Origin of the sequence: Paraburkholderia dioscoreae (assembly GCF_902459535.1) — a bacterium.
In the GTDB taxonomy this organism is placed as follows: domain Bacteria; phylum Pseudomonadota; class Gammaproteobacteria; order Burkholderiales; family Burkholderiaceae; genus Paraburkholderia; species Paraburkholderia dioscoreae.
The window spans coordinates 977,156-1,002,263 of sequence record NZ_LR699553.1; the positions used below are offsets into that span (position 1 = coordinate 977,156).

Here is a 25,108-nt window from a genome sequence, read left to right on the forward strand (position 1 = left end):
CGCGTTATTCATCCACCTGCAAAACCTGCATGGGATGCGCGGCCTTCATATCGTCGATAAACGCTTCGACGATATCCGTGCGATGCTGCCGCGCCCGCGTGACCATATGGAACGCGACGCGGTAGCGCATCTGAGCCGGATTCAGCGCGGCGAGCAGCCCTTGCTTGACGAACGGCGCCGCGAAATGCCCCGGCAGATAGCCGAGATGATGCCCGGAGAGCACCAGCATCGCGACCGCTTCCATGTTGTCCGCGACGGCGGTGACATTCTGCGGCCTGGTCGAACTCTCGGCTTCGGGCAGCGGATAACTGCGCCACGCCCATTCATGCTGCGCGGCCTCGGCGGGCTGCACCTCGCCTGCTTGCGCGAACAGCGGATGCCCTTTCGCGCAATAAGCGAACTGATCTTCCGCGAACACCTCGGTATATTCGAGCGACGGCACGCGGTGCCAGAAATAGCCGATGCCGATCTGAATCCGCCCATTGAGCAGCAGTTCCTCCAACTCGCCGGGAGAGCGCACCAGAATGGAAAACCGCACCGACTGATCGCGCGCCCGGAACCGGCCGATCGCGTCGCTGATGCGCGTGCTCGCCGACACCGGCGTGTGGCCGATCATGCCGATATCGAGCGTGCCGACCAGCTTGCGGCCCACGTTGCGCGCCTGCATGCCGAAGGTATCGACGGCCGACAGCAGCGCGCGGGCGGCGTCGATGAACTGCTCGCCGCGTGCGGTCAGACTGAAGCCGCCGCGGCCGCGCTCGCACAGCCGGTAGCCGAGGCGCGTTTCGAGCGTGGCAAGCTGTGTGCTGATAGTCGACTGGCCGACGTTCAGGGTCGCCTGGGCCGGTGAGACGCCGCCCGCGTCGACAATGGCGAGAAATACGCGGATCAGCCGCAGGTCGAGATCGGTGAGTTGGGAGAACATGGGTCAGGATACATCGCTGGGAATCAATGTGAAGTTTATGCCGTAGGTATTTTAAGTTCTGGGAAACTGCTCAAGAATCGAGATTCGCCCGGCAAGGTGCGGTTCAGACGCTCCTCCTCGGCCGGTCTGCATGATTTTGCGTGCTGTCCTTTTTTCATTGCCGAGACACGATGAATACCTCTTCCTTCATTAACCCCGAAGCCGGCGAACGGCCGCAGCCGCTGTCCGGCAACGCGATGCCGCGCTGCGGCGGCATTGCGACGATGATGCGGCTGCCGAACGTCGGCTCGGCCGAAGGGTTCGACGCCTGCTTCGTCGGCGTGCCGTTCGATCTCGGCACCTCGAACCGTACCGGCGCGCGCTTCGGGCCGCGCCAGATCCGCAGCGAGTCCGTGCTGCTGCGCCCGTACAACATGGCGACGCGCGCGGCACCGTTCGATTCGCTGCGCGTGGCCGACCTCGGCGACGTCGCGATCAATCCGTACAACCTGCACGATTCGATCAAGCGCATCGAAACCGCGTACGACGAAATTCTCCAGCACGATTGCACGCCGATCACGCTGGGCGGCGATCACACCATCGCGCTGCCGATCCTGCGCGCGATTCATCGCAAGCACGGCAAGGTCGGCCTGATTCACGTCGACGCGCACGCCGACGTCAACGACACGATGATGGGCGAGAAGATCGCGCACGGCACGCCGTTCCGCCGCGCGGTGGAAGAAGGCTTGCTCGATTGCGAGCGCGTCGTGCAAATCGGTTTGCGCGGCACGGGTTACGCGGCGGAAGACTTCGACTGGTGCCGCGATCAGGGTTTCGAAGTCGTGCAGGCCGAGGCCTGCTGGAACCAGTCGCTCGCGCCGCTGATGGCGCGTGTGCGCGAGCGCATGGGCGACGGTCCGGTGTACATCACGTTCGACATCGACGGGATCGATCCGGCCTTTGCGCCGGGTACGGGCACGCCGGAAATCGCCGGTTTGACGGTGCCGCAGGCGCTGGAGATCATTCGCGGTTCGCGTGGGCTGAATATCGTCGGCTGCGATCTGGTCGAAGTCGCGCCGCCGTACGATCCGTTTGGCACGACCGCGCTGCTCGGCGCGAATCTCGCGTTCGAATTGCTGTGCGTGCTGCCGGGCGTCGAGTATCGGGCGTCCACGCGCTGAAGTGACCTCGCAAACAGAAAAGGCCTGCATTTGCAGGCCTCTTCGCGTTTAACAGTGACGTTAGTTCAATCACGCATACGCAGTCTTGCGCGCCGACACGAACGCCAGATAGCACACCGCGCCGATTACCAGCGCGGGCAGCGTCGCGCCGAGATTCGGCAGCCATTGATTGATCGCCTGATACGCGACGATGCCGATGGCCCACGCGAGGAACGCGCTCAGATGCCAGCCGCCCGAGAAGCCGTAACGGCCGCGCACGTCGGCGAGAACCGCAGCTTCGATACGGCGCTTGCGCACGATGAAGTGATCCACCAGCACCACGCCGAACAGCGGCGCGAACACCGAGCCGATCAGCAGCAGGAAGTTCTGATACTTCGCCATCGGCACGAGCAGGGCGATCAGCGTGCACAGCGCGCCGAACGCCGCCGACAGGATGGGCACGCTGCCGCGCGTCCAGAACGTGCCCGTGGATACCGCGGCGGAGTGAATGTCGGCGAACGCGTTGTCGACTTCGTCGATCAGGATCAGCAGCAGCGCGAGGCCGCCGCCGGCTTGCGCCAGCGCGCTTGTCAGCAGCGCGTCGCCGCCGCCTGCCGCGAGGCCGTAGATCGCGCCGAGCGCGTAAAACCAGATGTTGGCGATGCCGTAGCCGAGCAGCGTGCCGCGGAACGTCTCACCGGCGCGCCGGCCGAAGCGCGTGTAGTCCGCGATCAGCGGCAGCCACGACAGCGGCATGGCGACCACCAGATCGATGGCGCCGCCGAACGACATCTCGCCCGTGCCCGGACGCTGCATCAGCGCAGCCAGATCGTGTTTTGCGAGCAGATTCCATGTCAGCCACGCCGCGCCCGCGAGCAACAGCCAGATGCCCCACGTGCGCAGAAAGCGCCGCACGAACGAGAGCGGTCCGCTGATCGCCAGCAGCGTCGCGAGCAGCCCGAAGATCACCGTCCAGATGAGCGGCATGGAGAGGCCGAAGGCCTGTTTGGCGAGGGCGTCGGCGGAATCGCGCATCACGATCACCTCGAACGAACCCCAGCCGACCAGTTGCACCGCGTTCAGCACGGCGGGCACCGACGCGCCGCGCACGCCGAGCGTCGGCCGCAGAGACGACATCGCCGCGAGCCCCGTATCCGTGCCGATCACGCCCGCCAGCGCCAGCAGCACGACGCCGATCACGCTGCCGATCACGATCGCCAGCAACGCATGCGGCAGCGACAGCCCGGGCACCAGCAGCGCGCCCGCTTGCGCGACCAGCAGGCCGATGCCGAGCGAGAACCAGAGCGCGAAGGCGTCGCCGGTGCGGAACGCGCGGCGCGCATCGGGCACCGGCATGAGCGGTGCGTAAGTGGAACCGGCGTCGCCGGCGAGTGGATCTTGTGCCATCTGGTCTTGTCCCTGTTGGTGTTGCTTGCCGATTTGCATGCGATGTTGCGTCGGCGGTTGCGTTTGCTGTTATGTCCGCGGCTGGGGCTTCGATTGCGTGCCCTGTTGCGTCGTACTTTGCCGGATTTTTGCACGGGTCGCGGCGCCCGGCTCGTCCCGGCGCAGTGCGCCGCCTTCGTTCGGGCGCCGTCACTGTCATAATGCAGGACGTTGCCCGCACTTTTGCGTGCTGGCGTGGCTCACCGGCAGTACGCCGCCTTCACACGGACCGCGTCCGGAAATGCCGAGATTATCCCCAAAACGTCATGTTTGAAGAAACCCGTGCCAATGTTCCGCTCGCCGAACGCCTGCGGCCCCGCAATATCGACGAAGTGATCGGCCAGAAGCACCTGCTCGGCCCGAACAAGCCGCTGCGGGTCGCATTCGAATCCGGCGAAGCCCATTCGATGATCCTCTGGGGGCCGCCCGGCGTCGGTAAAACCACGCTCGCCCGACTCATGGCCGATGCCTTTCATGCCGAGTTCATCGCGTTGTCCGCGGTGCTCTCGGGCGTGAAGGATATCCGCGAGGCCGTCGAGACCGCGCAGATTCATCGCGCGAACGGGCATCAGACGCTCGTGTTCGTCGACGAGGTGCATCGTTTCAACAAGAGCCAGCAAGATGCGTTCTTGCCGCACGTCGAGTCGGGGCTGTTCGTGTTCGTCGGCGCGACGACCGAGAATCCGTCGTTCGAAGTGAATAGCGCTTTGCTCTCGCGTGCCGCCGTCTACGTGCTGAAAAGCCTGACCGACGAAGAGCAGCGCGAGCTGCTCGAGCGCGCGCAAAAGGAACTCGGCGGCCTCACGTTCACCGACGAAGCCCGCGACGCGCTGATCGGTTCCGCCGACGGCGACGGCCGCAAGCTGCTGAACAACCTCGAAATCGTCGCGCGGGCGGCTTCACAGCAAAAGACCACAGAGATCGACGGTGCCTTGCTCGGCAGTGCGCTTGCCGAAAACCTGCGCCGCTTCGACAAAGGCGGCGACGCATTCTACGACCAGATCAGCGCGCTGCATAAATCGGTGCGCGGCAGCAGCCCGGACGGCGCGCTGTACTGGTTCTGCCGCATGCTCGACGGCGGCGCGGACCCGCGCTATCTGGCGCGCCGCATCGTGCGCATGGCGTGGGAAGATATCGGCCTCGCCGATCCGCGCGCCGCGCGCATCGCGCTCGACGCCGCCGAAACCTATGAGCGCCTCGGCACGCCTGAGGGCGAACTGGCGCTTGCGCAGGCCATCATCTATCTGGCGGTCGCGCCGAAGTCCAATGCCGGGTACAACGCGTATAACGAGGCGCGCCGCTTCGTCAGCAAAGACCAGTCGCGCGGCGTGCCGGTGCATCTGCGCAACGCGCCCACCAGGCTGATGAAGGAACTCGGCTACGGTCACGAATACCGCTACGCGCACGACGAACCCGATGCGTACGCGGCCGGCGAGACCTATCTGCCGGAGAACATGCGCGATCCGCATTGGTACGAACCGACGCCGCGCGGTCTGGAAGGCAAGATCGGCGACAAGATGGCGCGTCTGGCCGAACTGGACGCGCAGTGGCGTAGCGAGAACAAGCCGAAGAAGGGGTGAGCTGGTCCGGTGCGTTGCTGGGTGCTTTTTTCGCAGTTCGGTTTGTGGCTGGTTTGTGGCTCGTGGTGCGGCTTTTTCGCGGCTTGTTCCGCGGCTCGGTCTTTACCTCGTCGTGCAGTCTGTTTGCGCTTCGCAATGCGCCTCGTTGAGCGCGTCGGTTCGTACCTTGTCTCGCGCAGCGGCGCACGCCCGGTCGGCTTTGCGCTCACGCTGACCATCTAACCCACCGGCCGCCCGCGCCGGTGCGCTAAAATCCCACCTTCATACAACGAACATCCGCCCCATTCCATGCTCGACATTCAGCTGCTGCGCAAAGACCTCGACGGCGTTGCCAAACGCCTCGCCGACCGCGGCTATACCCTCGACGTGGCGGCCTTCACCGCGCTCGAAGCGGAACGCCGCGATACCCAGACCCGTACCGAAGAGATGCAGGCGCGCCGCAACAGTCTGTCGAAACAGATCGGCGCGCTGAAAGGCAAGGGCGAGGACACCTCGGCGGTGATGGCCGAAGTGAGCGGTATCGGCGACGAGATGAAGGCTTCGGCGGCCAGGCTCGACGAGATCCAGAAGCGTCTGTCGGACATGCTGCTCGGCGTGCCGAACCTGCCGCACGAAAGCGTGCCGTTGGGCAAGGACGAAACCGAAAACGTGGAAGTGCGCCGCTGGGGCACACCGCGCCAGTTCGAGTTCGAGGTGAAGGATCATGTGGACGTCGGCGCGCCGCTCGGGCTCGACTTCGAGACCGGCGCGAAGCTCTCGGGCGCGCGCTTCACCATGCTGCGCGGCCAGATTGCACGGCTGCATCGCGCGCTGGCGCAGTTCATGATCGACACGCACACGCAGCACCACGGCTATACGGAGATCTACACGCCGTACATCGTGAATCCGGAAATTCTGTACGGCACCGGCCAACTGCCGAAGTTCGCCGACGACATGTTCCGCGTCGAAAGGGGCGGTGACGAAAACACGGTTACGCAATATCTGATTTCCACGTCGGAAATTTCGCTGACGAACACGGTGCGCGACAGCATTGTCGAAGCGGACGCGCTGCCGATCAAGCTGACCGCGCATTCGCCGTGCTTCCGCTCGGAAGCGGGCTCGTATGGCCGCGACACGCGTGGTCTGATCCGCCAGCATCAGTTCGACAAGGTCGAGATGGTGCAGATCGTCGCGCCGGAGACCTCGTACGACGCGCTGGAACAGATGGTCGGCCACGCTGAAACGATTCTGCAGAAGCTGGAGTTGCCGTACCGCGTGATTACGCTGTGCACCGGCGACATGGGGTTTTCTGCTGCCAAGACGTACGATCTGGAAGTGTGGGTGCCGGCGCAGAATACGTATCGCGAAATTTCGAGCTGCTCGAATACTGAGTCGTTCCAGGCTCGCCGCATGCAGGCCCGTTATCGCAATGCGCAGGGCAAGCCGGAGCTGGTGCATACGCTGAATGGTTCGGGGCTGGCCGTCGGCCGTACGCTCGTGGCGGTGCTGGAGAACTTCCAGAACGCCGATGGTTCGGTCACTGTGCCGACCGCGTTGCGCCCGTACCTCGGCGGTTTGGAGCGGCTGGAATTGCCGGCTGCCTGATTTGAGCGCGGCGGGTTGCCGTGAATGGTTGCCAAGCCTCTTTAAAAATTTTTGACGAGGGGCTTGGAAATCGAATTAAGCTGTTCTATAATCTTTCTCTCCCAAGCAGCGACCCGCTTGGATCTGGCTTGATAGCAGCCCTGCAGTACGGTTGTTGCGAGTTGGAAGACACGGAAAGGTGGCAGAGTGGTCGAATGCGCTGGACTCGAAATCCAGTGTACCTTTAGGGGTACCGTGAGTTCGAATCTCACCCTTTCCGCCAAATTTAGAAAACCCCGCAGAATTTTCATTCTGCGGGGTTTTTGCTTTTCGACTGTCAACTCGACTATCAAGACAGTTTTGCGCGTCTGGGGTTCTTTACTGTCCCACGTACGTTTCGTAGCGCGTCGGAGTTTCTGCTTAGACTTTGCCGGAGGCGATGCGCATACGTTTGGCACTCGACTTCGTCCACTTTACACGAGGCGGAGAGGGGCACGACGACGACTCGCGTATGAGCAGACTGTCGTGCGTCGATTCCAGAAGTGGAACGGAACGCTGGCGTTGATATAAGCACCCACACGCGGAACCGGTCACGGATTGCAGGTAAGAGCTCAGTACGATCAGATCGTCGCGTCACTCGGCAAGGATGAATACAAGCCTCGCAGCGTTTCGATCGCGGACGACGCAACGGCCGCTGTTGTCCTTGCACAATTGAAATCCGGCGTGGCATTCGACCGGCTCGCCCGGGAGCACAGCACAGCACCGCACCGAGCAGGTCTGTCGGTGGTGAGCTAGCGTGGGTCAGCTTCAGAACACCGGTTATCGACGAGCATACACAAGGTGTGCCGTTGCCGTTAGCCCAGGCGCTGGCGCAGTTGCCTCGCGGTGGCGTTACCCCTGCGCCACTCGTTGTCGATAATGCACGCGTGCTGGTAAAACTGGACGCGAAGCGGCCAACGGAAGTCCCTGCGTTCGATCAGGCAAAAGCAGCGATTCCTCGGCAGTTGGAGATGGTTGCATTGGAAAAGGCGGCCGCCCGTCTCGTATATGCACTACCCATTGCCCACCGCAACATTCGAATATGTCCTTGGTTCATCCAGCAAACCAGGGCTTCCTGAATTTCGAAGCATTGTGCTCTCGATTTCCTCTGGACCCGCAACGAGGATCCTCCATGACCAACGTGAATATTCCACCGCCGGCCGTGACCCACGACCAGACCGGAAATCGCAACGACTTCATACCGCAATCGCCTCCACCCGTTCCCCCGGGCCGCTACTTGCACTTCGACGACCAGGGGAACTTGCAGAGCATGGAAAACTTTGACGGCAACGGCAGACACTCGCAGGAGACCATCGGACGGGACGGGAGTCGATACTTCGTGACCGATACCAAACGCGGCACGGAGTTCGATCTGTTCGGCCCCAGAGACCCGGTGACGGGAAAGCGATCGCATGACAGCTTTTCGATCAATGGACGTGACCCGCAAATATCCGCAGTCCCCTCGCCGAATCCGCAAGCCGGGTCGCCGACCACCTTCACTTACTACGACAATGGAAAGGTGAAGGACATCTTCGTGCCGCAACCGCCTCCGTCCGTTCCCCCAGGCAAGTACGTGCAATTCGACGATCGGGACGACCTGGCGGGCATCGATATATTCGACGGCAACGGCACACACGTGCTTCAGGAAAGCTTCGCGCCGGACGGGACCACCTACGCCGCGATCACCGACGACAAGGGCACGTGGTTTCATCTGTCCTGGCCCAAGGTCGATCCGGATTCTCCGGACGCGAAAGGGATCGACGTGGACCTCAATTCTGGACGCGGCACCCTGAATTTCACGCTGCCCCGACCCGGTACAGACGCAAGCAGCAAGCCTTGAACCGAAGCGCCGGCCAGGTGAAATGCGGCGGACAGCGGCGGTGCGGTCAATCGGCGCCGCACGACTTGTCCGCATCCACATGCTGGGCGCCGAAGACAGCCGCGAAATGGCATCACCCGCCTTCGCACGATCGGGCTACCCAGACCTGTTGAATCAAAAATGGCTCGATCCACCGCCTTTGCATCCAATTCACCCTTGGCTGCGTAAATCCCCTCAAGGACGCGCAACCCTCGCCGCACACCCCACTAACCGACCGCGCGCCCCCGATCAGGAGAGGCGCCCATGCCCCATTCCGCACCGACCTCACCACTGCCGCGCGGCTCGCGGGTCGCGGTCATCGGCGCCGGTATCTCGGGTTTGGCTAGCGCCTATCTGCTCACGCGCAATCATCGTGTCACGCTGTTCGAATCGGCCGGCTATCTGGGCGGCCACACCAACACCGTGGACGTCACGCTCGATGGCCACAGCCATCCGGTCGACACCGGCTTCCTGGTGTTCAACGACCGCACCTATCCGAACCTGATCGCGCTGCTCGCCGAACTGGGCGTCCGGTCGCATCCGAGCGACATGACCTTCTCGGTTTCGCTCGACGCGGGCCGCCTCGAATGGGCCGGCAGCAGTCTGAACACGGTGTTCGCGCAGCGTCGCAACCTGTTTTCGCCGACCTTCATCGGCATGCTGCGCGACATCGTGCGCTTTAACGGCGGCGCGCAACGCAACCTCGAACTGGCGATTCAAACGCGTGCGTCGATGGGCGAGTTGCTGACCGAAGGCGGCTACGGAGGCGCCTTCCAGCGGCAGTATTTGCTGCCGATGGCCGCCGCGATCTGGTCGAGCGCCACCGCCGACATCCTCGCGTTCCCGGCCGCGACGTTCCTGCGCTTCTGTCTGAACCATGCGCTGTTGCAGGTGAACCGCCGGCCGCAGTGGAAGACCGTGGCAGGCGGTGGCCGGGAATACGTGAGGCAGATAGCGGGCACGCTCGGCGATGTCCGCATCGGCACGGCGGTCCGCGGCGTGCGGCGCGACGCCGACGGCGTCGACGTGTTCACCGACGGCGGCACCGAGCGCTTCGACGCGCTGGTGCTCGCCACGCACGCGCCGACCACGCTGCGTCTGCTGGAAGACGCCGATCAGGACGAGCGCGGCGTACTCGCCGCCGTGCGCTATCAACCGAACGTCGCCGTGCTGCATACGGATACCAATCTGCTGCCGCGTCGGCAGCGCGTGTGGTCGGCGTGGAATTACCTGGGCAGCCGAAGTGTCGACGGCACGCATCCGGTGTGCGTCAGCTATCTGGTCAATCAGTTGCAGCCGCTGCCGTTCAGCACGCCGCTCGTCGTCACGCTCAACCCGGTGACCCAGCCGGTGCCGGGCGCCGAATTGCGCCGCTTCGTGTACGACCATCCGCTGTTCGATCTGGCCGCTATCGACGCGCAGCACCGTCTGCCTTCGCTGCAGGGCAAGCGCCGCACTTGGTTCGCGGGCGCGTGGACGGGCTACGGCTTCCACGAGGACGGTCTGAAATCGGCGCTGCGCGTGGCCGCGGATTTCGACGCGTCGCCGGCATGGGCCAGGCTATGAAACCGCCGAGCGACAGCCGCAACAGCACCTGCACCTGCACCGATCCGGCCGCCTGGCTTCTGACCGGCAAGGTGATGCACGAGCGTCTGCGGCCGAAGCATCATCGCTTCACCTACCCGGTGTTTTACGTGCGTTGCGACCTGGATAGGCTGACCGCGCTCGATAGCGGCTGGTTCGGCATAGACCGTTGGCGGCCGCTTGGTCTGCATCAGCGTGACCACGGTCCGCGCGACGGCAGCGACCTTGCCACATGGATGCGCGCGCAACTATCGCAAGCCGGTGTTGAAGAAGCGAACGGCCGGATCTGGTTGCAAGCTTTCCCGCGCGTATTCGGCTATGCGTTCAATCCGGTCAGCTTCTGGTTTTGTCATGATCGCGAAGGCCGGTTGCGCGCGCTGCTGGCCGAAGTGCGCAACACATTCGGCGAGCGCCACAGTTATCTGCTGAGTGCGGACGGCAACGCACCGATCACTGCGGACACGCGGCTCATGTGCCGCAAAGTGCTGCACGTGTCGCCGTTTTGTCGCGTGGAGGGCGGCTACACCTTCCGCATCAAGGAATCGCTCAACAGCGCGTCGGTCTCGATCGACTATCACGACGCGGACGGCCTGTTGCTGCGCACCGCATTGGGCGGCCGTTTGACGCCGCTAACGCGCGCGACCGCGCTCGCCGCGCTGCTGCGCCAGCCGCTGCTGACGGTTGGTGTCGTCACGAGAATTCACTGGCAGGCCCTGCGACTTGCTCTCAGGAACGCGCCGTTTTACGGCAAGAACCCCGCACCGGGTCAGACCGCCGACGCATCCGCCGACCCTACCGCAACGGGCCAACCAACCTCCGCCGCTCGCCCCGTTTCGCCCGATTGAGGAGATTCCGTCATGGCGCTTTCAAGAACCCTGAGCGGGCACCAGGCCGCCCCCGCGTCAGGCCGTCTGTTCCTCTCCTTGCTCGAGCGGATTCAGGTAGGGCATCTGATCCTGACCACACCGGACGGCCAACAGCGCGTATTCGGCGATCCCCACGCAGCGCCCGGCGCGCGCCTGGAAATGCATGACTGGCGCGCGTGCGGCGCGATTTTGCGCAAAGGCGATATCGGTTTCGCAGACGCGTGGCGCGCCTTCTGGGTCGATACGCCCGACCTGGCCGCGCTACTGCGCGTCGCGATCCGCAACGAGCGCGCTTTGCAACGCACGGTGTATGGCGGCTGGCTCGCGCAACTTTGGTACGGGCTGCGCCACAAGCTGAGGCCGAACACGCGTTCGGGCAGCCGGCGCAATATTCACGCGCACTACGACATTGGCAACGCGTTTTACGCGCAGTGGCTCGACCCGACCTTCACCTATTCGAGCGCCGTGTTCGACGGCAATTTGCATCAATCGCTCGAAGACGCGCAGCACGCGAAATATCAACGGATCGTCGATGCGCTCGGTTTGCGCGAAGGCATGCACATTCTGGAAATCGGCTGCGGGTGGGGCGGTTTTGCGATGCACGCGGCACGCCTCGGCATCCACGTGCACGGCGTGACGATCTCGCCGGCGCAGTTCGAATCCGGGCAGCAGCGTGTGCGCGAAGCGGGTCTGGGCGACCGCGTGAAACTCGAACTGCGCGACTATCGCACCTTGACCGGTCAGTACGATGGCATCGTATCGATCGAAATGTTCGAGGCAGTCGGCGAAAAGTTCTGGCCGACCTACTTCCGCATTCTGCGCGAACGTCTGCGGCCGGGCGCGCGCGCGCTGGTGCAAACCATCACGATCGACGACTCGCATTTTGCCGCGTATCGCGCGACGAGCGATTTCATTCGCGAGTTCATCTTTCCGGGCGGCATGTTGCCGAGTCCGCAGCGCTTCGGCCTGGCGGCGCGGCGTGCCGGACTCGTTGCTTGCGCGTCGCTCGCATTCGGCCGCGATTACGCGGAAACCTTGCGCCGCTGGCGCGACGCATTCGAAGCGCAACTCGAGACGATCCGCACGCAAGGGTTCGACGAGATTTTTGTGCGCACCTGGCGGCTGTATCTGACGTATTGCGAAGCCGGTTTCGACGAACGACGTACTGACGTGATGCAGTTCGTCCTTTCGAAAGCGGACTGACGTGTGCCCGCTCTCGGGGCGTCCGAATAAAACGGCGATTCGAGGCGCTCCGGAAAACACATCGTGAAGTTCGGGATTTTTGCAGAGATGAAATGCGTCAGTAAGGCATACTGATTTATTGCTGTAGGCCGACAGGGAGGTGCTGCCCAAATTTCCAGCTTGGCCGGTTTGGCATGGCTCGCGCAAGCCTTGTGGCGATCCTCTGTACAATTGGGCGATCGATTGAACATCGACTTTCCTATTCGACCCACATCGACCGAATTCATGGCCATTACCTACAAGACTCCCGACGACATCGCCAGGCTGCGCATTTCGGGCCGCCTCGCGGCCGACGTGCTGGCGATGATCGGCGAGCATATCAAGGCCGGTGTCTCCACTGAAGAGCTGGACACACTGTGCAACGACTACATTGTCAATACGCAAAAGTCGATTCCGGCAAATGTCGGCTATTTGGGATTTCCGAAGACTATCTGCACCTCGGTCAACTCGGTGGTGTGCCACGGCATCCCCAATCGCGGCGAAGTCCTGAAAGACGGCGACATCATCAATATCGACGTCGCGATCATCAAGGACGGCTATTTCGGCGACACGAGCCGCATGTATTGCGTCGGCCAGCCGAGCACGGTGGCGCGCCAGCTGATCGACACGACTTATGAGGCGATGCTCGCGGGCATCCGCGAAGTGAAGCCGGGCGCCACGCTCGGCGACGTGGGTCATGCGATCCAGAAGATCGCGCAGCGCGACGGCTTCTCGATTGTGCGCGACTATTGTGGGCACGGCATCGGCAAGGTCTACCACGAGGAGCCGCAGGTGCTGCATTACGGCCAGCCGGGGCAGGGCATACGCCTGAAGCCGGGCATGGTCTTCACGATCGAGCCGATGATCAACGCCGGCCGCGCCGGCACCACGGTGTTGCGCGACGGCTGGACCGTGGTCACCAAAGACCGCTCGCTGTCGGCGCAATGGGAACACATGGTCGCCGTCACCGACGACGGCTATGAGCTGCTGACGCCGTGGCCGGACGGCACCGGCAGCTACGAAGCGCCTTGAGCGTGCAAAGGGCGCGCTGCCTGCCGCCGCATGTGCCGGCGGCGGGCGCGCGAAATGCTGCTGAGTCTGGATAGACTCTGTGCGTGGTTCCACAATCCGGTAAAGAATGATTTGACTCTCGCGCCGGTTCGGTTAAAGCTACGCCTTAGGGTTTCAAGGGGTTTTCGTCTGCATGAGTCCGTCATTGACCGTTCGCCGTATCGCCGCTGATCAGGGCGCCGTTTTCCGCGAACTCCGTACTGCGTCGCTGCGGGAGGCACCCTATGCCTTCGGCGCCACGCTTGAGGACGCGTTGTCGGCCGACGCCGCCAGTTTCGACGCCACCGCCGCGGATCATGCGGTTTCCTTCACTGTTACCACCTTCATTCTTTACACCGAAGGTCATCCGGCAGGGTTGATCGAAGCGCATTTCGAACACACCGCCGCGCGCCGCGCATTCGTTTGCGAGCTGTGGGTGGCGCCGGCCGTGCGTCATCTGCGGGGTGGCGAGTTGCTGGTCGATTCGGCCGCTGCGTGGCTCGCGAATGAAGGCGCCACGGAAGTCTACGCGTGGGTCGCCGACGCCAATCGCAACGCCATGCGCTTCTATGAGGCGCTCGGCTTCGGGCCGACCGGCGAACATCGGCGCGTCGCGCGTGCACCGGACCAGGCGGAAAGTCTGCTGGTGCGCCACGTGCCGACCACGTCGCAGGTGTTTCAGCAGTGATCTTGCGAGCGGCGCGACAGCCTGCCGCTCGATTCCCATTCGTGTCTTCTGAGCGTGCGTCGCCGGATCATCGGCGTGAAGCGCGGCCTGAACGGCCAGCGTATTGTCCGCGTTATGGGCTACGTGATTGGCCACGTGACTGGCCACCGCGCGGCCGTTGCGGATCTACCGGCCGGCCCGTGCATGGCCGCACTGTTATCGCGTCGGCCCGCTCTCCCGGCAAAAAAGCTCGCCGCACGCGTCGACGCCTGTAAAATACGCAAAAATTTTTGCAGAACGCTATGTCGCCCAAGAAATCGCCCTTTTTCGAACTTCGCAGCGGCTCTGTCGACACCCTCCTGTTCGTGGTCAAGACAACCGACCTCGACGCCATGCGTGCCGAACTGACCCGGCGCTTCGAGGCGACTCCCGAGTTTTTCGCTAACGACGTCGTCGCGATCGACGTGCGGCGCCTCGCCGGGAACGAACGCGTGCCGCTCGCCGACATCGCGCAACTGCTCGACAGCGTGCGCATGCGACCGGTCGGCGTGGTCGCCAACGCGCAGCAGGCGTGGGCGGCGGAGTCAGCTTTGCCGCTGCTCGAAGCGCGCGACCGCCGTGGCGCCGCCGCTAGATCTGCGGATGAAGACAGCGCCTCCGCCACGGCGCCGGCTGTCACCGCCGCGACGGCCACGCCGCCGGCCGATCTGTTCGAAGCGGCCTTGGTCACGCCGGAAAGCGGCACGCCGGCCACGGCCGCCGCCGTCGAGCCTGCGCCGGCCGCGGAGCCGGTGCGTCTTGCCACCTCGTCGCAAACCATGGTGGTCGACAAGCCGTTGCGCTCCGGTCAGCGCATTTACGCCAAGGGCGACCTGGTCGTGCTCGGCCTCGTGAGCTACGGTGCGGAAGTGATCGCGGAAGGCAACATCCATATTTACGCGCCGCTGCGCGGCCGGGCGCTGGCCGGCGTGCAGGGCAATCACGACGCGCGCATTTTCTGTACGTGTCTCGAGCCGGAACTCATCTCGATCGCAGGCATCTATCGAACGACCGAGAACCCGCTGCCGGCCGACGTGCTCGGCAAGCCGGTGCAGATCTGGCTCGAAGAAGAAAAGTTGATGATCGAACCACTGCGGCTCACCTGAGCGACGTGAAGCGCGCTGCCTCGATCAATCCGGGGCACGCGGCGTTTCAGGCAAATAGGGCCGCACATAATTGATGAATTTGACGAACACAAGGTAAGGGTAATGGCAAAAATCATTGTGGTGACTTCGGGCAAGGGTGGCGTGGGCAAGACGACCACGAGCGCGAGTTTTGCATCGGCCCTCGCTCTGCGTGGCAGCAAAACCGCCGTGATCGACTTCGACGTCGGCCTGCGTAACCTCGACCTCATCATGGGTTGTGAACGCCGCGTGGTGTACGACCTGATCAATGTGATCCAGGGTGAAGCGAATCTGAACCAGGCGCTCATCAAGGACAAGAAGTGCGAGAACCTGTTCATCCTGCCCGCGTCGCAAACGCGTGACAAGGACGCCCTCACCATGGAAGGCGTCGAGAAGGTCATCAACGACCTGATCGCGATGGATTTCGAATACATCGTCTGCGATTCGCCGGCCGGTATCGAATCGGGCGCGCTGCTCGCCATGCATTTCGCCGACGAAGCGCTGATCGTGACGAATCCGGAAGTCTCGTCGGTGCGCGACTCCGATCGTATCCTCGGCATTCTGTCGTCGAAGACCAAGCGCGCGATCGAAGGCAAGGAGCCGATCAAGGAACATCTGCTGATTACCCGCTACAACCCCAAGCGCGTCAGCGAAGGCGAAATGCTGTCGCTCACCGACATCCAGGAAATCCTGCGCATCGACCTGATCGGCGTGATTCCGGAATCGGAAGCGGTGCTGCACGCATCGAACCAGGGCTTGCCGGCGGTGCACCTGGACGGCACCGACGTGGCCGAAGCCTATAAAGACGTCGTGTCGCGTTTCCTCGGCGAGCAGAAATCGCTTCGCTTTACCGACTACCAGAAGCCCGGGCTGCTGCAGCGCCTCTTCGGCACCAAGTAAGGGGAGCGCACGTAATGTCGATTCTTTCGTTTTTGCTGGGCGAGAAGAAGAAGTCCGCGTCGGTAGCGAAGGAACGCCTGCAGTTGATCATCGCGCATGAGCGCGCCGGCGGCCATGCGCCTGCCGATTACCTGCCTGCGTTGCAACGCGAACTGGTGGCCGTGATCTCGAAGTACGTGAAGATTTCCCATGAGGATATTCGCGTGAGCCTCGAACGTCAGGACGATCTCGAAGTGCTCGAGGTCAAGATCGAAATACCGCAGGCCTGATCGCCGGGTCTGTTCCGTTTCGCGGCCGGTTTCATATGACGTGCCGCGCGCTTCGCTGCGGTGCGTCGGAATGACGTGATGGGGCGAAGCGCGTGAGCGCGCCGGTTCGCGCCGCTCTGTCGTTCCTTTTTGTCGGTCCCGCTGCCTCAGTGCTTGTTCGCGCGCGCCTTGGCCTCGCGTCGAAATAATCCGTTGCACTTCAGCGCGTGGCGTTACACGCCCACGGTCAGCCATTGCATCCCCTCGCGCATTAAACGGGTAACGCCGCCTTCGGTGTTCACCTACAGAGGGACAACATGAACAAGACCTTTCGTTTGCTGCTCGCCAACGCCGTATTGATCGCCGCTGGCGCAACCGCTATGGCATCCGCTTCTGCGGCGGAAGTCGTCGTGATCGCGCCGTCCGCGCCGCCGCCGGTGCACTACGAAGCGGTGCCCGCGCCGCGTGTCGGCTACGTGTGGGATCGCGGTCACTGGCGCTGGGATCATGGCCGCTATGTGTGGATAGGCGGTCACTGGCAGGCCGCGCGCGTGGGCTATCACTGGGTGCCGGGCCACTGGGTCGCGCACGGCCCGCACTACCGCTGGGTTGAAGGCCACTGGGCGTAATTAGCGCCACAGGCTCCCACGGCTTGCGGCACGGCGCGGTGAACGCCGCGCGTGCCGCCCGTTCCATTTCGACGACATAGGCACCGCGCATGCGCCCGGCGTAGCGCCGGCCTGCGTGTTCCAGGAAACCCTTGTGATGAAAAAGAATCTGCTTCTGATCGCCGTTCTGGCGGTCATGCTGGCCGGCTGCGTCGTCGTGCCGGCGCGGCCGGTGTATCTGCGCGCGCCGGCCGTGGTCGTCTACTGACGCGCTGCGCCGCCGCTGTCTACGTGTGTGTCTTTGGCGGGCGGCTCATCATCGGCTTGCGTCGCGGCCGGCGCGGGCGCTTCGACTTCGGGCGCAACCGGCACCGGCGCGGGCGCCGGTTGTGCCAGCAGCGCCATATAGCGCGCCGCCAGCGACTCGTACAGCGGCGGCGCGAACAGCCGCGACACGCGGCTCGAAATCAACGCGGTGGCCATCAGCGAGATCACTAACGCGTGGCCGTTGATCATTTCCATCACGATTACGAACGAGGTGATCGGCGACTGCGTGACGGCGGCCAGATAGCCGACCATGCCGAGCGCGATCAGCATTGGTAAATCCATCGAGCCGAACACTTGATGCAGCAGATTGCCGAAGCCCGCGCCGATCGACAGCGACGGCGCGAAGATGCCGCCCGGAATGCCCGGCAGGTATGAGCCGACCATCGAGATCATTTTCATGAACGGATAAAACACCGACAACTGTGCATGCCCGTCGAGCAATCCGCGGGCTTCCGCGTAGCCGCTGCCGAACGTGGTGCCGCCCGAAATCAGGCCGACCACCGCGATTACCAAACCGCACAGCGCGGCGAACGCGACCGGCCGCTCGCCATGCAATCGACGCAGCGGCGCCGGAATCCAGCGCGCGGTATTCAGCAGCAGCCAGCCGAACGCGCCGCCTGCAAGGCCGGTGACAACCGCCGTGAGCAGCACGGCAAGCGCCATCAGATTGGGGAAGTGCGCGCCGATCTGAATCGTGCCGAAATAGGTGTAATTGCCGTTCAAACCGAGCGCGATCACGCCGGCAATGATGATCGCCGTAATCAGCACGCCGCTCGTGCGTGCCTCGAAGCTGCGCGTCAATTCCTCGATCGCGAAGACGATGCCGGCGAGCGGCGTGTTGAACGCGGCGGATAGACCTGCCGCCGCGCCGGCCAGCACCAGTTGCCGTTCGATCAATGCATTCGAGCGCGGATAGAGCCGTCGCAGATTGAACATCAACGCGGCTCCGACCTGCACGGTCGGACCTTCGCGGCCGATCGTGAAGCCGCCGAGAATCGCCAGAAACGACACGGCGATCTTGCCCAGCAGAATGGGAAACGACAGCAGCCGCGCTCCGTATGCGCCGGGTTTCGAGTGAAGGATAGCGATGACCTGCGGAATGCCGCTGCCTTCGGCACCGCGGAAGAATTTGCGCGTGAGCCAGACGGCGAGCGCTCCGACCGCGGGCGTGATGAACAGGGGCGCCCACACATGCTCGTGCTGAAGGGCGCGGAATTCGCCGTAGCCCCAGTCGATCAGCCGCGCGTACAGCACCGCGACGAGGCCGACCGCGATCGCGCCGAGCCAGAAGACGCCATATTGGCGCCAGAGCCGCCTCGCGCGGCGAACGAGACTGGACGGACGGAGCGTGAGTGGCACGAACATGAGCGAATGCTGGTGCAAAGGATGCAGTATAAGGCGCGCGACGCCCCGCGAGCCGGTATGAAAGTATTTTGAAATGGTGTAAAAGAGCTGCGTGTAAGGCATTCGATGTAACCCGCCGTATTAATGCCCGAAGTGCGCGCTGTGCGGTTCGGCAGAGGTCATCGCATTCGTCGGCTAAAATGTTTTGATGTTCGAACAACTCACAGGTCTTCAATGAAGCGAGTCCTTATCGTCAAGGTCACTTCACTCGGCGATATCGTGCAGGCTTTGCCCGTCGTCGCCGATATCAAACGCGCGTTTCCCGGCGTTCAGGTGGATTGGGCCGCCGACGAAGCATTCGCCGAAGTAGTGCACTGGAGCGAGAACGTGGACCGCGTGCTATGCGCGCCGCTGCGCCGCTTCAAGAAGGCGCGCCGGTGGGCCGATTTCAAATCGATCTGGGCGTCGATCGCCGAACTGCGCGCCTACCGCTACGATTTCATCATCGACATTCAGGGCGTGTACAAAAGCGCGATCATCGCGTTTCTGGCGCGTTCGTCGCGGCGCATCGGCTATCAGGCTCCGGATCTCGGCGAACGCGGCGCCGCGTTCGCTTACACCGGGCGGTTCGCCCGGCGTCCGCAGTGCAATGCATGGCACGGCATGCGGATCAGTGCGGGCGAGGCGCTCGGCTACGAGATAGAAGGCCCGGCTGTGTTCAAACTGCGGCTGCCGGAGTCCACCGGGCTTCCGTTCGTCTCGAATGGCGCACCGGTCGCGGCGTTCTTTCACGCCACCTCGAAAGACGACAAGAAATGGCCGGTGACCCATTGGGTGGCGATCGGCCGCGAGTTGACGCAGCGCGGTTTTCAACTGGTGCTGCCGTGGGGCTCGGAAGGCGAGCGGATCGAAGCGGAGCAGATCGCGGCGCAGTTGCCGGGCGCGACGGTGCTGCCGAAAATGAGCGTGACCGAAATCGCGCAGATGATCGACGCGTGCGCCCTCGTGATCGGCACGGACACCGGCTTCGTCCATCTTGCGCACGCGCTGCAAAAGCGCACGGTGATGATCTTCGTGGCGACCCCGCCCGCGCATTACGGCATCGAATCGCCGTTCCGCTCCATCTCGATCGGTGACGGCCAGTCAGTGCCGTCCGTTAGCGCCGCGCTCGCGGCAATCGACTACGTTCACACCGAGCCGCATGACGTGGCCGTGCAACACGGTTCGGCCGCTGCCTGAGCGCCGGGTCTCTCCGTCTTTCTTGCGCAATCGTTTGCCCGAAAAGAAAAGAGGCGTGACGTGCAGTCCGCCCGATCAAACGGGCGCTGCCTCGTAACGCCTCCGAAAAACGCCCGCGTCGGGGAACAGCGGGCAGAGAGGAACCGCGGCGCCGCGCATTACACGCCTGTTAAATCTGTCGCTTTTCGTTGAGTACCTAATTGGCTTACTCGCGCATTTTTCGCGCGATGCAAAAGCAGCCTTGTCGCGTGCCTGATCGCATGCACGCTCGCCGGCATTTTCATTTGCACGGCGTATGCACCGCTAGCAAGGCTCGCGCCGGACCGGCACGTTCAAACAAGTATAGGTGGTGTTTTCCTCTGATATGAATTCGTCGTGGTCGCGCTTCGGATGCAGCCCGTGGCGCGCCTCGATCATGTAACACCGCCGTGATCTTCCCTTACAAATGGCAACGCTTGCGCGAGGCGCCGTCGTGTTCAATCGAGTCATTCGGGGTTTCGGCTCGAATGACTCTGACTCGATGGAGAACAATATGAAACGTTTAATCTTGAGCCTGATCGCAGGCACGCTGCTCGCAACGGCACTCGGTGGCTGCATCGTCGCACCGGCACCGGGCTATTACGGCGGTGGTGGGTACTACCACCACGGCGGCTATTACTACCGGTAACTACTCCGGTTAAGTGCCGCGGCGCCGAAGGAGGGCGCCGCGACATTCGTCCGCGTCAGGCCAGCAGCATTTCGAACGCGACTACGGCGGCGATGGCCGCCGCATTCGCAGCCAACGCTTCCACGACAATGCCTTTCCATGTCGCCGGTCGAAAGCGCAATGCAAGCAGCAGCGAACATAGCAGCGCCAGCGCAATGATCATGACGATATCCGCGTTGTGGAGATGAATGTTCATCCGTGCCTCCCTGCTCGCCATAGGGTTATTGGAGTCGAGTATAGGCATGTCAAAAAGACGCGCAAGGCAGGGAATTTACTCAGGAATGCTCGGCAAGCAGCGGGTGTAAAGCGGGGAGGGGGACTGTACCGCCGCGGCGCGAGAATCGCACGCCGCGGCGGCACTGGGAGAGCGGGGCGCCAATCCAGTCTGGCGCCTCACATTACATCAGCCGCGTGTCGCGCGTTTCGCGCATGCACAGCACGCCGATCATGCTGACGGCCGCGGCAATCGACACATACGCGCCGACCCAAGGCAAGCCGCCGCGCGCGGCCAGCATCTGGGCAATATACGGCGCCACGGACGCGCCGAGAATCCCGCCCAGGTTATACGCCACACCCGCGCCGGTATAGCGCACGTTGGTCGGAAACAGCTCCGGCAGCAGCGCGCCCATCGGCGCGAAGGTCACGCCCATCAGGAACAGTTCGATGACGAGGAACAGCAGCACCAGCGGCGTCTGTCCGCTGCCGAGCAGCGGCGCCATCGTGAAGCCCGACAGGATCGCCGCGATGATGCCGACGATCAGCACCGGCTTGCGCCCATAGCGGTCGGCGGCCCAGGCCGAGAGCGGCGTGGCGAGCGCCATGAACACCACGGCGATGCACAGCAGACCGAGGAACGTCGGCCGCGGAATATGCAGCACGGACACGCCGTACGACAGCGAAAACGTGGTGGCGTTGTAGAACAGCGTGTAGCAGACCACCATCGCGAGCGCGCCGAGGAGAGTGGGCAGCCAGTGTTGCGACAACAGCGTGGCGATCGGCACCTTGACGCGTTCCTTGCGGTCGATCGCCGCCTGGAACGCGGGCGTCTCGGCGATTTTCAGGCGCACGTACAAGCCGAGCGCGACCAGCACGGCGCTCACGAGGAACGGCACGCGCCAGCCCCAGCTGCGGAATTGCTCGTCGCTCAGGGACAGCGCCAGCGCGAAGAACAGGCCGTTGGAAGCCAGAAAACCGATCGACGGCCCGAGTTGCGGGAACATCCCGAACCAGCCGCGTTTGCCGGCCGGCGCATTCTCGGTGGCGAGCAGCGCCGCGCCGCCCCATTCGCCGCCGAGGCCGATGCCCTGGCCGAAACGCAGGATGCACAACAGGATCGGCGCCAGGCTGCCGATCGAATCGTAGCCCGGCACGAAGCCGATCAGCGTGGTGGACAGGCCCATCACCAGCAGCGACGCGACCAGCGTCGACTTCCGGCCGATCCGGTCGCCGAAGTGGCCGAACAGGAACGAGCCGATCGGCCGCGCGACGAAGGCGATGCCGAACGTGACGAAGGCCGACAAGGCCTGAGCCGTGGCCGAGCCGTGCGGGAAAAACACCGGCCCGATGACGAGCGCCGCGGCGGTCGCATAGACGTAAAAATCGTAGAACTCGATCGCGGTGCCGATAAAGCTCGCGAAGATGATCCGCGAACTCTTGTTCTGCCCGGCCGCATTGGGCTGGGCTGCGGAAATCGGCGAAGTGGACATGCAGGGTCTCCAAATGTCGTGATGCCGCGAGGCGGCCGGTTCGTGAGCCGGTTGTGCGCGTGTGGGCGGCGTCCTTGTTTAAGTTCGTGTGCCTTGCTCGCTTGGCGGCCGGTGGAACGGCTACGCGCGGCGCGGGCGACGAAGCAACAGCTTACAACGGCAGCCGGCGAAGTTCGCCCGCGCAAGCGGCCATACCAGGGCAATAACCAGGCGGGTTGCGTGACGCGTGCGACCAACAACGCAAGGCGGCGAATGCCGCGCGAAGGCGCTGAACGTTGGCGATCAGGGCAAGCGCGCGCATCGCCCATCAAGCAGGCGGCGCTCGCGGATGGCGCAGCGGCGCTGCAATCGGGCTCTTGCCGCGCCGGCGGGTGAGCGGGCGGCGTGAGCCATGCCGGAAGGCTCCGGCGCGGGGAATCGGAAAATTATAGCGAGCACGGCTGTGGCGCAGCAAGGCGGCCGGGTTCGCCGCTTGCCTCGGGCGAGGCGAGCGCGCGTTCAATCGATGTTTTGCGCCTGCGGTGAGGCGAGCTCGCGGAGCTGGAATTTGCCGTCGTCGTTGAAGAGCCAGTCTTCGAACAGCTCCAGCTGGCCACGGCCGTTCAGCAATCTGCCGGGCGGTTGCGGCAGTGGCGCGGCACGGCGCAAGGTGGCGAGCGCGGTGCTTTCGGCTTCGTCGTCGCCGTTAGTGCGGTACACCGACGACTCCACTACGCGCCCGTTACGATCCACCGTGAACGACACCACCACCAGCGAGCGCAGCATGGCTTGCGGCGTGCCGCGCAACACATAAGACGGATTGCGTTCGATGATGCGTCGGGCCACCGCATCGCGGTACTGGTCGAGCGCCGCGCTGTTGATGGCGGCCGCGGGCGTCGAGACGACCGGACGCGGCGGCGGCGTGATCGTGCAGCCGGCTACGGCGATGCCCAGCGCCACGGCGAGCAGCATGCCGCGCATGGGAGCCGGCCGGACACGCAGGCCTGACGCACGGCGTGCGGTGAGGCAGAGAAGGTGACGTGTGCGCTTGAGCATCGTCGGAGAAAACACGGGACAGGGTCTAACTCGATGGTAGTCAAAAAGCGCCAGGAAGCAATTGGCGTTCGCCCGTGGTTTGTGGCTTGACCCTTGTAATAGGCTGAAATATGGCCGGATTGGTGTGCGGCCGAAACACGCCTACACTTTGATGGCCTCTTACGAGAGGCATCGGTGGAAGTCTTTCATTTTGCCCGCTTCGTGCGGGCTTTTTCTTTTGCGCAGCGCGTTCCATGCGAGCCGCTGCGGCGCAAAAAACAAAAGGCGAACCCGATAACGAGTTCGCCTTTCTGTTTGCAAGGCTGCGAGGCCGCAAACACCAAGCAAGCCAGGCGCACGCGATGAGCTTGCAATGCCGCCTCATCGCACGCCGCCCCCTTACTTCAACGCTTCGCGTGCCGCCTTCACCGCGGCGAGCACCTGCTCCGGCGCCGTGCCGCCCGGATGGTTGCGGCTCGCCACCGAGCCTTCCAGCGTCAGATACGAGAACACGTCCTCGCCGATCAGATGCGCGACGTTCGGCAGTTCCGTGCGCATTTCTGCGAGCGTGAGATCCGCCAGATCGCAGCCGCGATCCGCGCACACGCGCACGGCGAGCGCCACTGCTTCGTGCGCGTCGCGGAACGGCAGACCGCGCTTGACGAGGTAGTCGGCCAGATCCGTTGCCGTGGAGAAGCCTTGCAACGCAGCATCGCGCATGGCTTGCGGCTTCACCGAAATACCGGTGACCATTTCAGCGAAGATGCGCAGCGTATCCGCAACCGTATCGACGGTATCGAACAGCGGCTCCTTGTCCTCCTGATTGTCTTTGTTGTACGCGAGCGGCTGGCCTTTCATCAGCGTGAGCAGCGCGATCAGATGGCCGTTCACGCGGCCGGTCTTGCCGCGCGCGAGTTCGGGCACGTCTGGGTTCTTCTTCTGCGGCATGATCGACGAGCCGGTGCAGAAGCGGTCGGCCAGATCGATAAAGCCGACGCGCGGGCTCATCCACAACACGAGTTCTTCGGAGAAGCGCGAGATGTGCGTCATGACGAGTGCCGACGCCGCCGTGAATTCGATCGCGAAGTCGCGGTCGGACACCGCGTCCAGCGAGTTTGCGCAGATGCCGTCGAAGCCCAGCGTCTTCGCCACCGCGTAGCGGTCGATCGGATAGCTGGTGCCGGCGAGCGCGGCCGCGCCGAGCGGCAGACGGTTCACGCGCTTGCGGCAGTCGATCATGCGCTCGGCGTCGCGCGAAAACATTTCGACGTAAGCCAGCAGGTGATGGCCGAACGTGACCGGCTGCGCCACTTGCAGGTGCGTAAAGCCCGGCATGATGGTCGAGGCGTTCTTCTCCGCCATGTCGAGCAGGGCCGTGCGCAGTTCCGTAAGCAAGCCGCCGATCCGGTCGATCTCGCCGCGCAGCCACAAGCGGATATCCGTTGCGACCTGGTCGTTGCGCGAGCGGCCGGTGTGCAGGCGCTTGCCGGCGTCGCCGATCAGCGCGGTCAGGCGCGCTTCGATATTCAGGTGGACGTCTTCCAGATCGAGTTGCCACTCGAACTCCCCGCGCTCGATTTCACCCTTGATCTGCGCCATGCCGCGTTGGATCGCGGCGAGGTCGTCGGCGGCGATGATCTTCTGCGCGGCCAGCATGGAGGCGTGCGCGAGCGACCCTTCGATATCGACGAGCGCCAGACGCTTGTCGAAGAAAACCGACGACGTGTAGCGTTTGACGAGCTCCGACATCGGCTCCGAGAAGCGAGCCGACCAGGCTTCGCCTTTTTTGTGCAGTTGGGACGTCATGGTGTTGGGCAGTTAAGCGGCAGTTGAGCGAGCGGTGGGGAGGCTGACGACGCGCATGCACATACCGTGCAAAAGCAGCCGCCGAAGCGAAGAAAGACAGGGATTTTAA

At 63.6% G+C, this 25,108-nt stretch carries 23 protein-coding genes and 1 tRNA gene; 17 read left to right on the top strand and 7 right to left on the bottom strand.

The window, feature by feature from the left end:
• Positions 1 to 4: 4 nt before the first annotated feature.
• Positions 5 to 925, bottom strand: coding sequence for a LysR family transcriptional regulator (locus PDMSB3_RS04410; RefSeq protein WP_007175875.1), 921 nt, complete (start codon positions 923 to 925; stop codon positions 5 to 7).
• A 170-nt stretch (positions 926 to 1,095) separates the two neighbouring features.
• Between PDMSB3_RS04410 and speB the strand changes: the two genes are divergently transcribed.
• Positions 1,096 to 2,085: an agmatinase gene (speB, locus tag PDMSB3_RS04415; RefSeq protein WP_007175874.1), complete on the top strand. Its 990-nt coding sequence runs from the start codon at positions 1,096 to 1,098 to the stop codon at positions 2,083 to 2,085.
• Positions 2,086 to 2,154: 69 nt separating this feature from the next.
• Here the strand turns inward: speB and cytX are convergent, their stop codons facing one another.
• Positions 2,155 to 3,471 carry a putative hydroxymethylpyrimidine transporter CytX gene (cytX, locus tag PDMSB3_RS04420; protein WP_007175873.1) on the bottom strand — a complete coding sequence of 439 codons (1,317 nt, stop codon included), beginning with the start codon at positions 3,469 to 3,471 and terminating at the stop codon, positions 2,155 to 2,157.
• A gap of 305 nt (positions 3,472 to 3,776) precedes the next feature.
• Between cytX and PDMSB3_RS04425 the strand changes: the two genes are divergently transcribed.
• The 14 genes from PDMSB3_RS04425 (at position 3,777) to PDMSB3_RS04490 (ending at position 16,878) form a co-directional block, all read left to right on the top strand.
• Positions 3,777 to 5,090 carry a replication-associated recombination protein A gene (locus PDMSB3_RS04425; protein WP_007175872.1) on the top strand — a complete coding sequence of 438 codons (1,314 nt, stop codon included), beginning with the start codon at positions 3,777 to 3,779 and terminating at the stop codon, positions 5,088 to 5,090.
• A 288-nt stretch (positions 5,091 to 5,378) separates the two neighbouring features.
• Positions 5,379 to 6,674, top strand: a complete 1,296-nt coding sequence (gene serS / locus PDMSB3_RS04430) for a serine--tRNA ligase (protein WP_007175871.1) — start codon at positions 5,379 to 5,381, stop codon at positions 6,672 to 6,674.
• A gap of 172 nt (positions 6,675 to 6,846) precedes the next feature.
• Positions 6,847 to 6,936, top strand: a tRNA-Ser gene (locus PDMSB3_RS04435).
• A gap of 559 nt (positions 6,937 to 7,495) precedes the next feature.
• On the top strand, positions 7,496 to 7,771 hold the full coding sequence (locus PDMSB3_RS37745; RefSeq protein ID WP_232064105.1) for a peptidyl-prolyl cis-trans isomerase: 276 nt from the start codon (positions 7,496 to 7,498) through the stop codon (positions 7,769 to 7,771).
• A 53-nt stretch (positions 7,772 to 7,824) separates the two neighbouring features.
• On the top strand, positions 7,825 to 8,532 hold the full coding sequence (locus PDMSB3_RS04445) for a hypothetical protein (protein WP_007175870.1): 708 nt from the start codon (positions 7,825 to 7,827) through the stop codon (positions 8,530 to 8,532).
• A gap of 282 nt (positions 8,533 to 8,814) precedes the next feature.
• The gene (locus tag PDMSB3_RS04450) at positions 8,815 to 10,116 is read left to right on the top strand and encodes an NAD(P)/FAD-dependent oxidoreductase (protein WP_165185047.1); all 1,302 of its coding nucleotides are present in this window, start codon (positions 8,815 to 8,817) and stop codon (positions 10,114 to 10,116) included.
• On the top strand, positions 10,113 to 10,979 hold the full coding sequence (locus tag PDMSB3_RS04455) for a DUF1365 domain-containing protein (RefSeq protein WP_007175868.1): 867 nt from the start codon (positions 10,113 to 10,115) through the stop codon (positions 10,977 to 10,979). The genes PDMSB3_RS04450 and PDMSB3_RS04455 overlap by 4 nt, the downstream gene beginning before the upstream one ends.
• Before the next feature lie 12 nt (positions 10,980 to 10,991).
• The gene (locus tag PDMSB3_RS04460; RefSeq protein WP_165185049.1) at positions 10,992 to 12,203 is read left to right on the top strand and encodes an SAM-dependent methyltransferase; all 1,212 of its coding nucleotides are present in this window, start codon (positions 10,992 to 10,994) and stop codon (positions 12,201 to 12,203) included.
• Positions 12,204 to 12,467: 264 nt separating this feature from the next.
• A complete protein-coding gene (gene map, locus PDMSB3_RS04465; protein ID WP_007175866.1) occupies positions 12,468 to 13,253 on the top strand; it encodes a type I methionyl aminopeptidase in 786 nt (261 codons plus the stop codon).
• A 172-nt stretch (positions 13,254 to 13,425) separates the two neighbouring features.
• On the top strand, positions 13,426 to 13,959 hold the full coding sequence (locus PDMSB3_RS04470; protein ID WP_165185051.1) for a GNAT family N-acetyltransferase: 534 nt from the start codon (positions 13,426 to 13,428) through the stop codon (positions 13,957 to 13,959).
• 281 nt (positions 13,960 to 14,240) lie between these two features.
• Positions 14,241 to 15,083, top strand: coding sequence for a septum site-determining protein MinC (gene minC, locus PDMSB3_RS04475; RefSeq protein WP_007175864.1), 843 nt, complete (start codon positions 14,241 to 14,243; stop codon positions 15,081 to 15,083).
• Positions 15,084 to 15,185: 102 nt separating this feature from the next.
• The gene (gene minD, locus PDMSB3_RS04480) at positions 15,186 to 16,001 is read left to right on the top strand and encodes a septum site-determining protein MinD (protein ID WP_007175863.1); all 816 of its coding nucleotides are present in this window, start codon (positions 15,186 to 15,188) and stop codon (positions 15,999 to 16,001) included.
• Positions 16,002 to 16,015: 14 nt separating this feature from the next.
• Positions 16,016 to 16,270 carry a cell division topological specificity factor MinE gene (gene minE, locus PDMSB3_RS04485; protein ID WP_007175862.1) on the top strand — a complete coding sequence of 85 codons (255 nt, stop codon included), beginning with the start codon at positions 16,016 to 16,018 and terminating at the stop codon, positions 16,268 to 16,270.
• 296 nt (positions 16,271 to 16,566) lie between these two features.
• Positions 16,567 to 16,878 (top strand): YXWGXW repeat-containing protein, encoded by a 312-nt coding sequence (locus tag PDMSB3_RS04490; RefSeq protein ID WP_165185054.1) that lies wholly within the window; start codon positions 16,567 to 16,569, stop codon positions 16,876 to 16,878.
• A 240-nt stretch (positions 16,879 to 17,118) separates the two neighbouring features.
• Here PDMSB3_RS04490 and PDMSB3_RS04495 read toward each other — a convergent pair whose 3' ends face one another.
• Entirely contained in the window at positions 17,119 to 18,549 is a 1,431-nt protein-coding gene (locus tag PDMSB3_RS04495; RefSeq protein WP_165185056.1) for a chloride channel protein, read from the bottom strand.
• 213 nt (positions 18,550 to 18,762) lie between these two features.
• Here PDMSB3_RS04495 and waaC point away from each other — a divergent pair, with 213 nt between their 5' ends.
• Entirely contained in the window at positions 18,763 to 19,767 is a 1,005-nt protein-coding gene (gene waaC / locus PDMSB3_RS04500) for a lipopolysaccharide heptosyltransferase I (protein WP_165185059.1), read from the top strand.
• A gap of 532 nt (positions 19,768 to 20,299) precedes the next feature.
• Entirely contained in the window at positions 20,300 to 20,434 is a 135-nt protein-coding gene (locus PDMSB3_RS38165; RefSeq protein WP_012432108.1) for a hypothetical protein, read from the top strand.
• Positions 20,435 to 20,489: 55 nt separating this feature from the next.
• Here the strand turns inward: PDMSB3_RS38165 and PDMSB3_RS04505 are convergent, their stop codons facing one another.
• The 4 genes from PDMSB3_RS04505 to argH form a co-directional block, all read right to left on the bottom strand.
• The gene (locus PDMSB3_RS04505) at positions 20,490 to 20,669 is read right to left on the bottom strand and encodes a hypothetical protein (RefSeq protein WP_007175856.1); all 180 of its coding nucleotides are present in this window, start codon (positions 20,667 to 20,669) and stop codon (positions 20,490 to 20,492) included.
• A gap of 202 nt (positions 20,670 to 20,871) precedes the next feature.
• Positions 20,872 to 22,179 carry an MFS transporter gene (locus PDMSB3_RS04510; RefSeq protein ID WP_007175855.1) on the bottom strand — a complete coding sequence of 436 codons (1,308 nt, stop codon included), beginning with the start codon at positions 22,177 to 22,179 and terminating at the stop codon, positions 20,872 to 20,874.
• Positions 22,180 to 22,677: 498 nt separating this feature from the next.
• Positions 22,678 to 23,139, bottom strand: coding sequence for an energy transducer TonB family protein (locus PDMSB3_RS04515; RefSeq protein WP_232064106.1), 462 nt, complete (start codon positions 23,137 to 23,139; stop codon positions 22,678 to 22,680).
• Positions 23,140 to 23,592: 453 nt separating this feature from the next.
• Complete coding sequence (gene argH, locus PDMSB3_RS04520) at positions 23,593 to 24,999, bottom strand: argininosuccinate lyase (protein WP_007175853.1); 1,407 nt, start codon at positions 24,997 to 24,999, stop codon at positions 23,593 to 23,595.
• Positions 25,000 to 25,108: the final 109 nt, after the last annotated feature.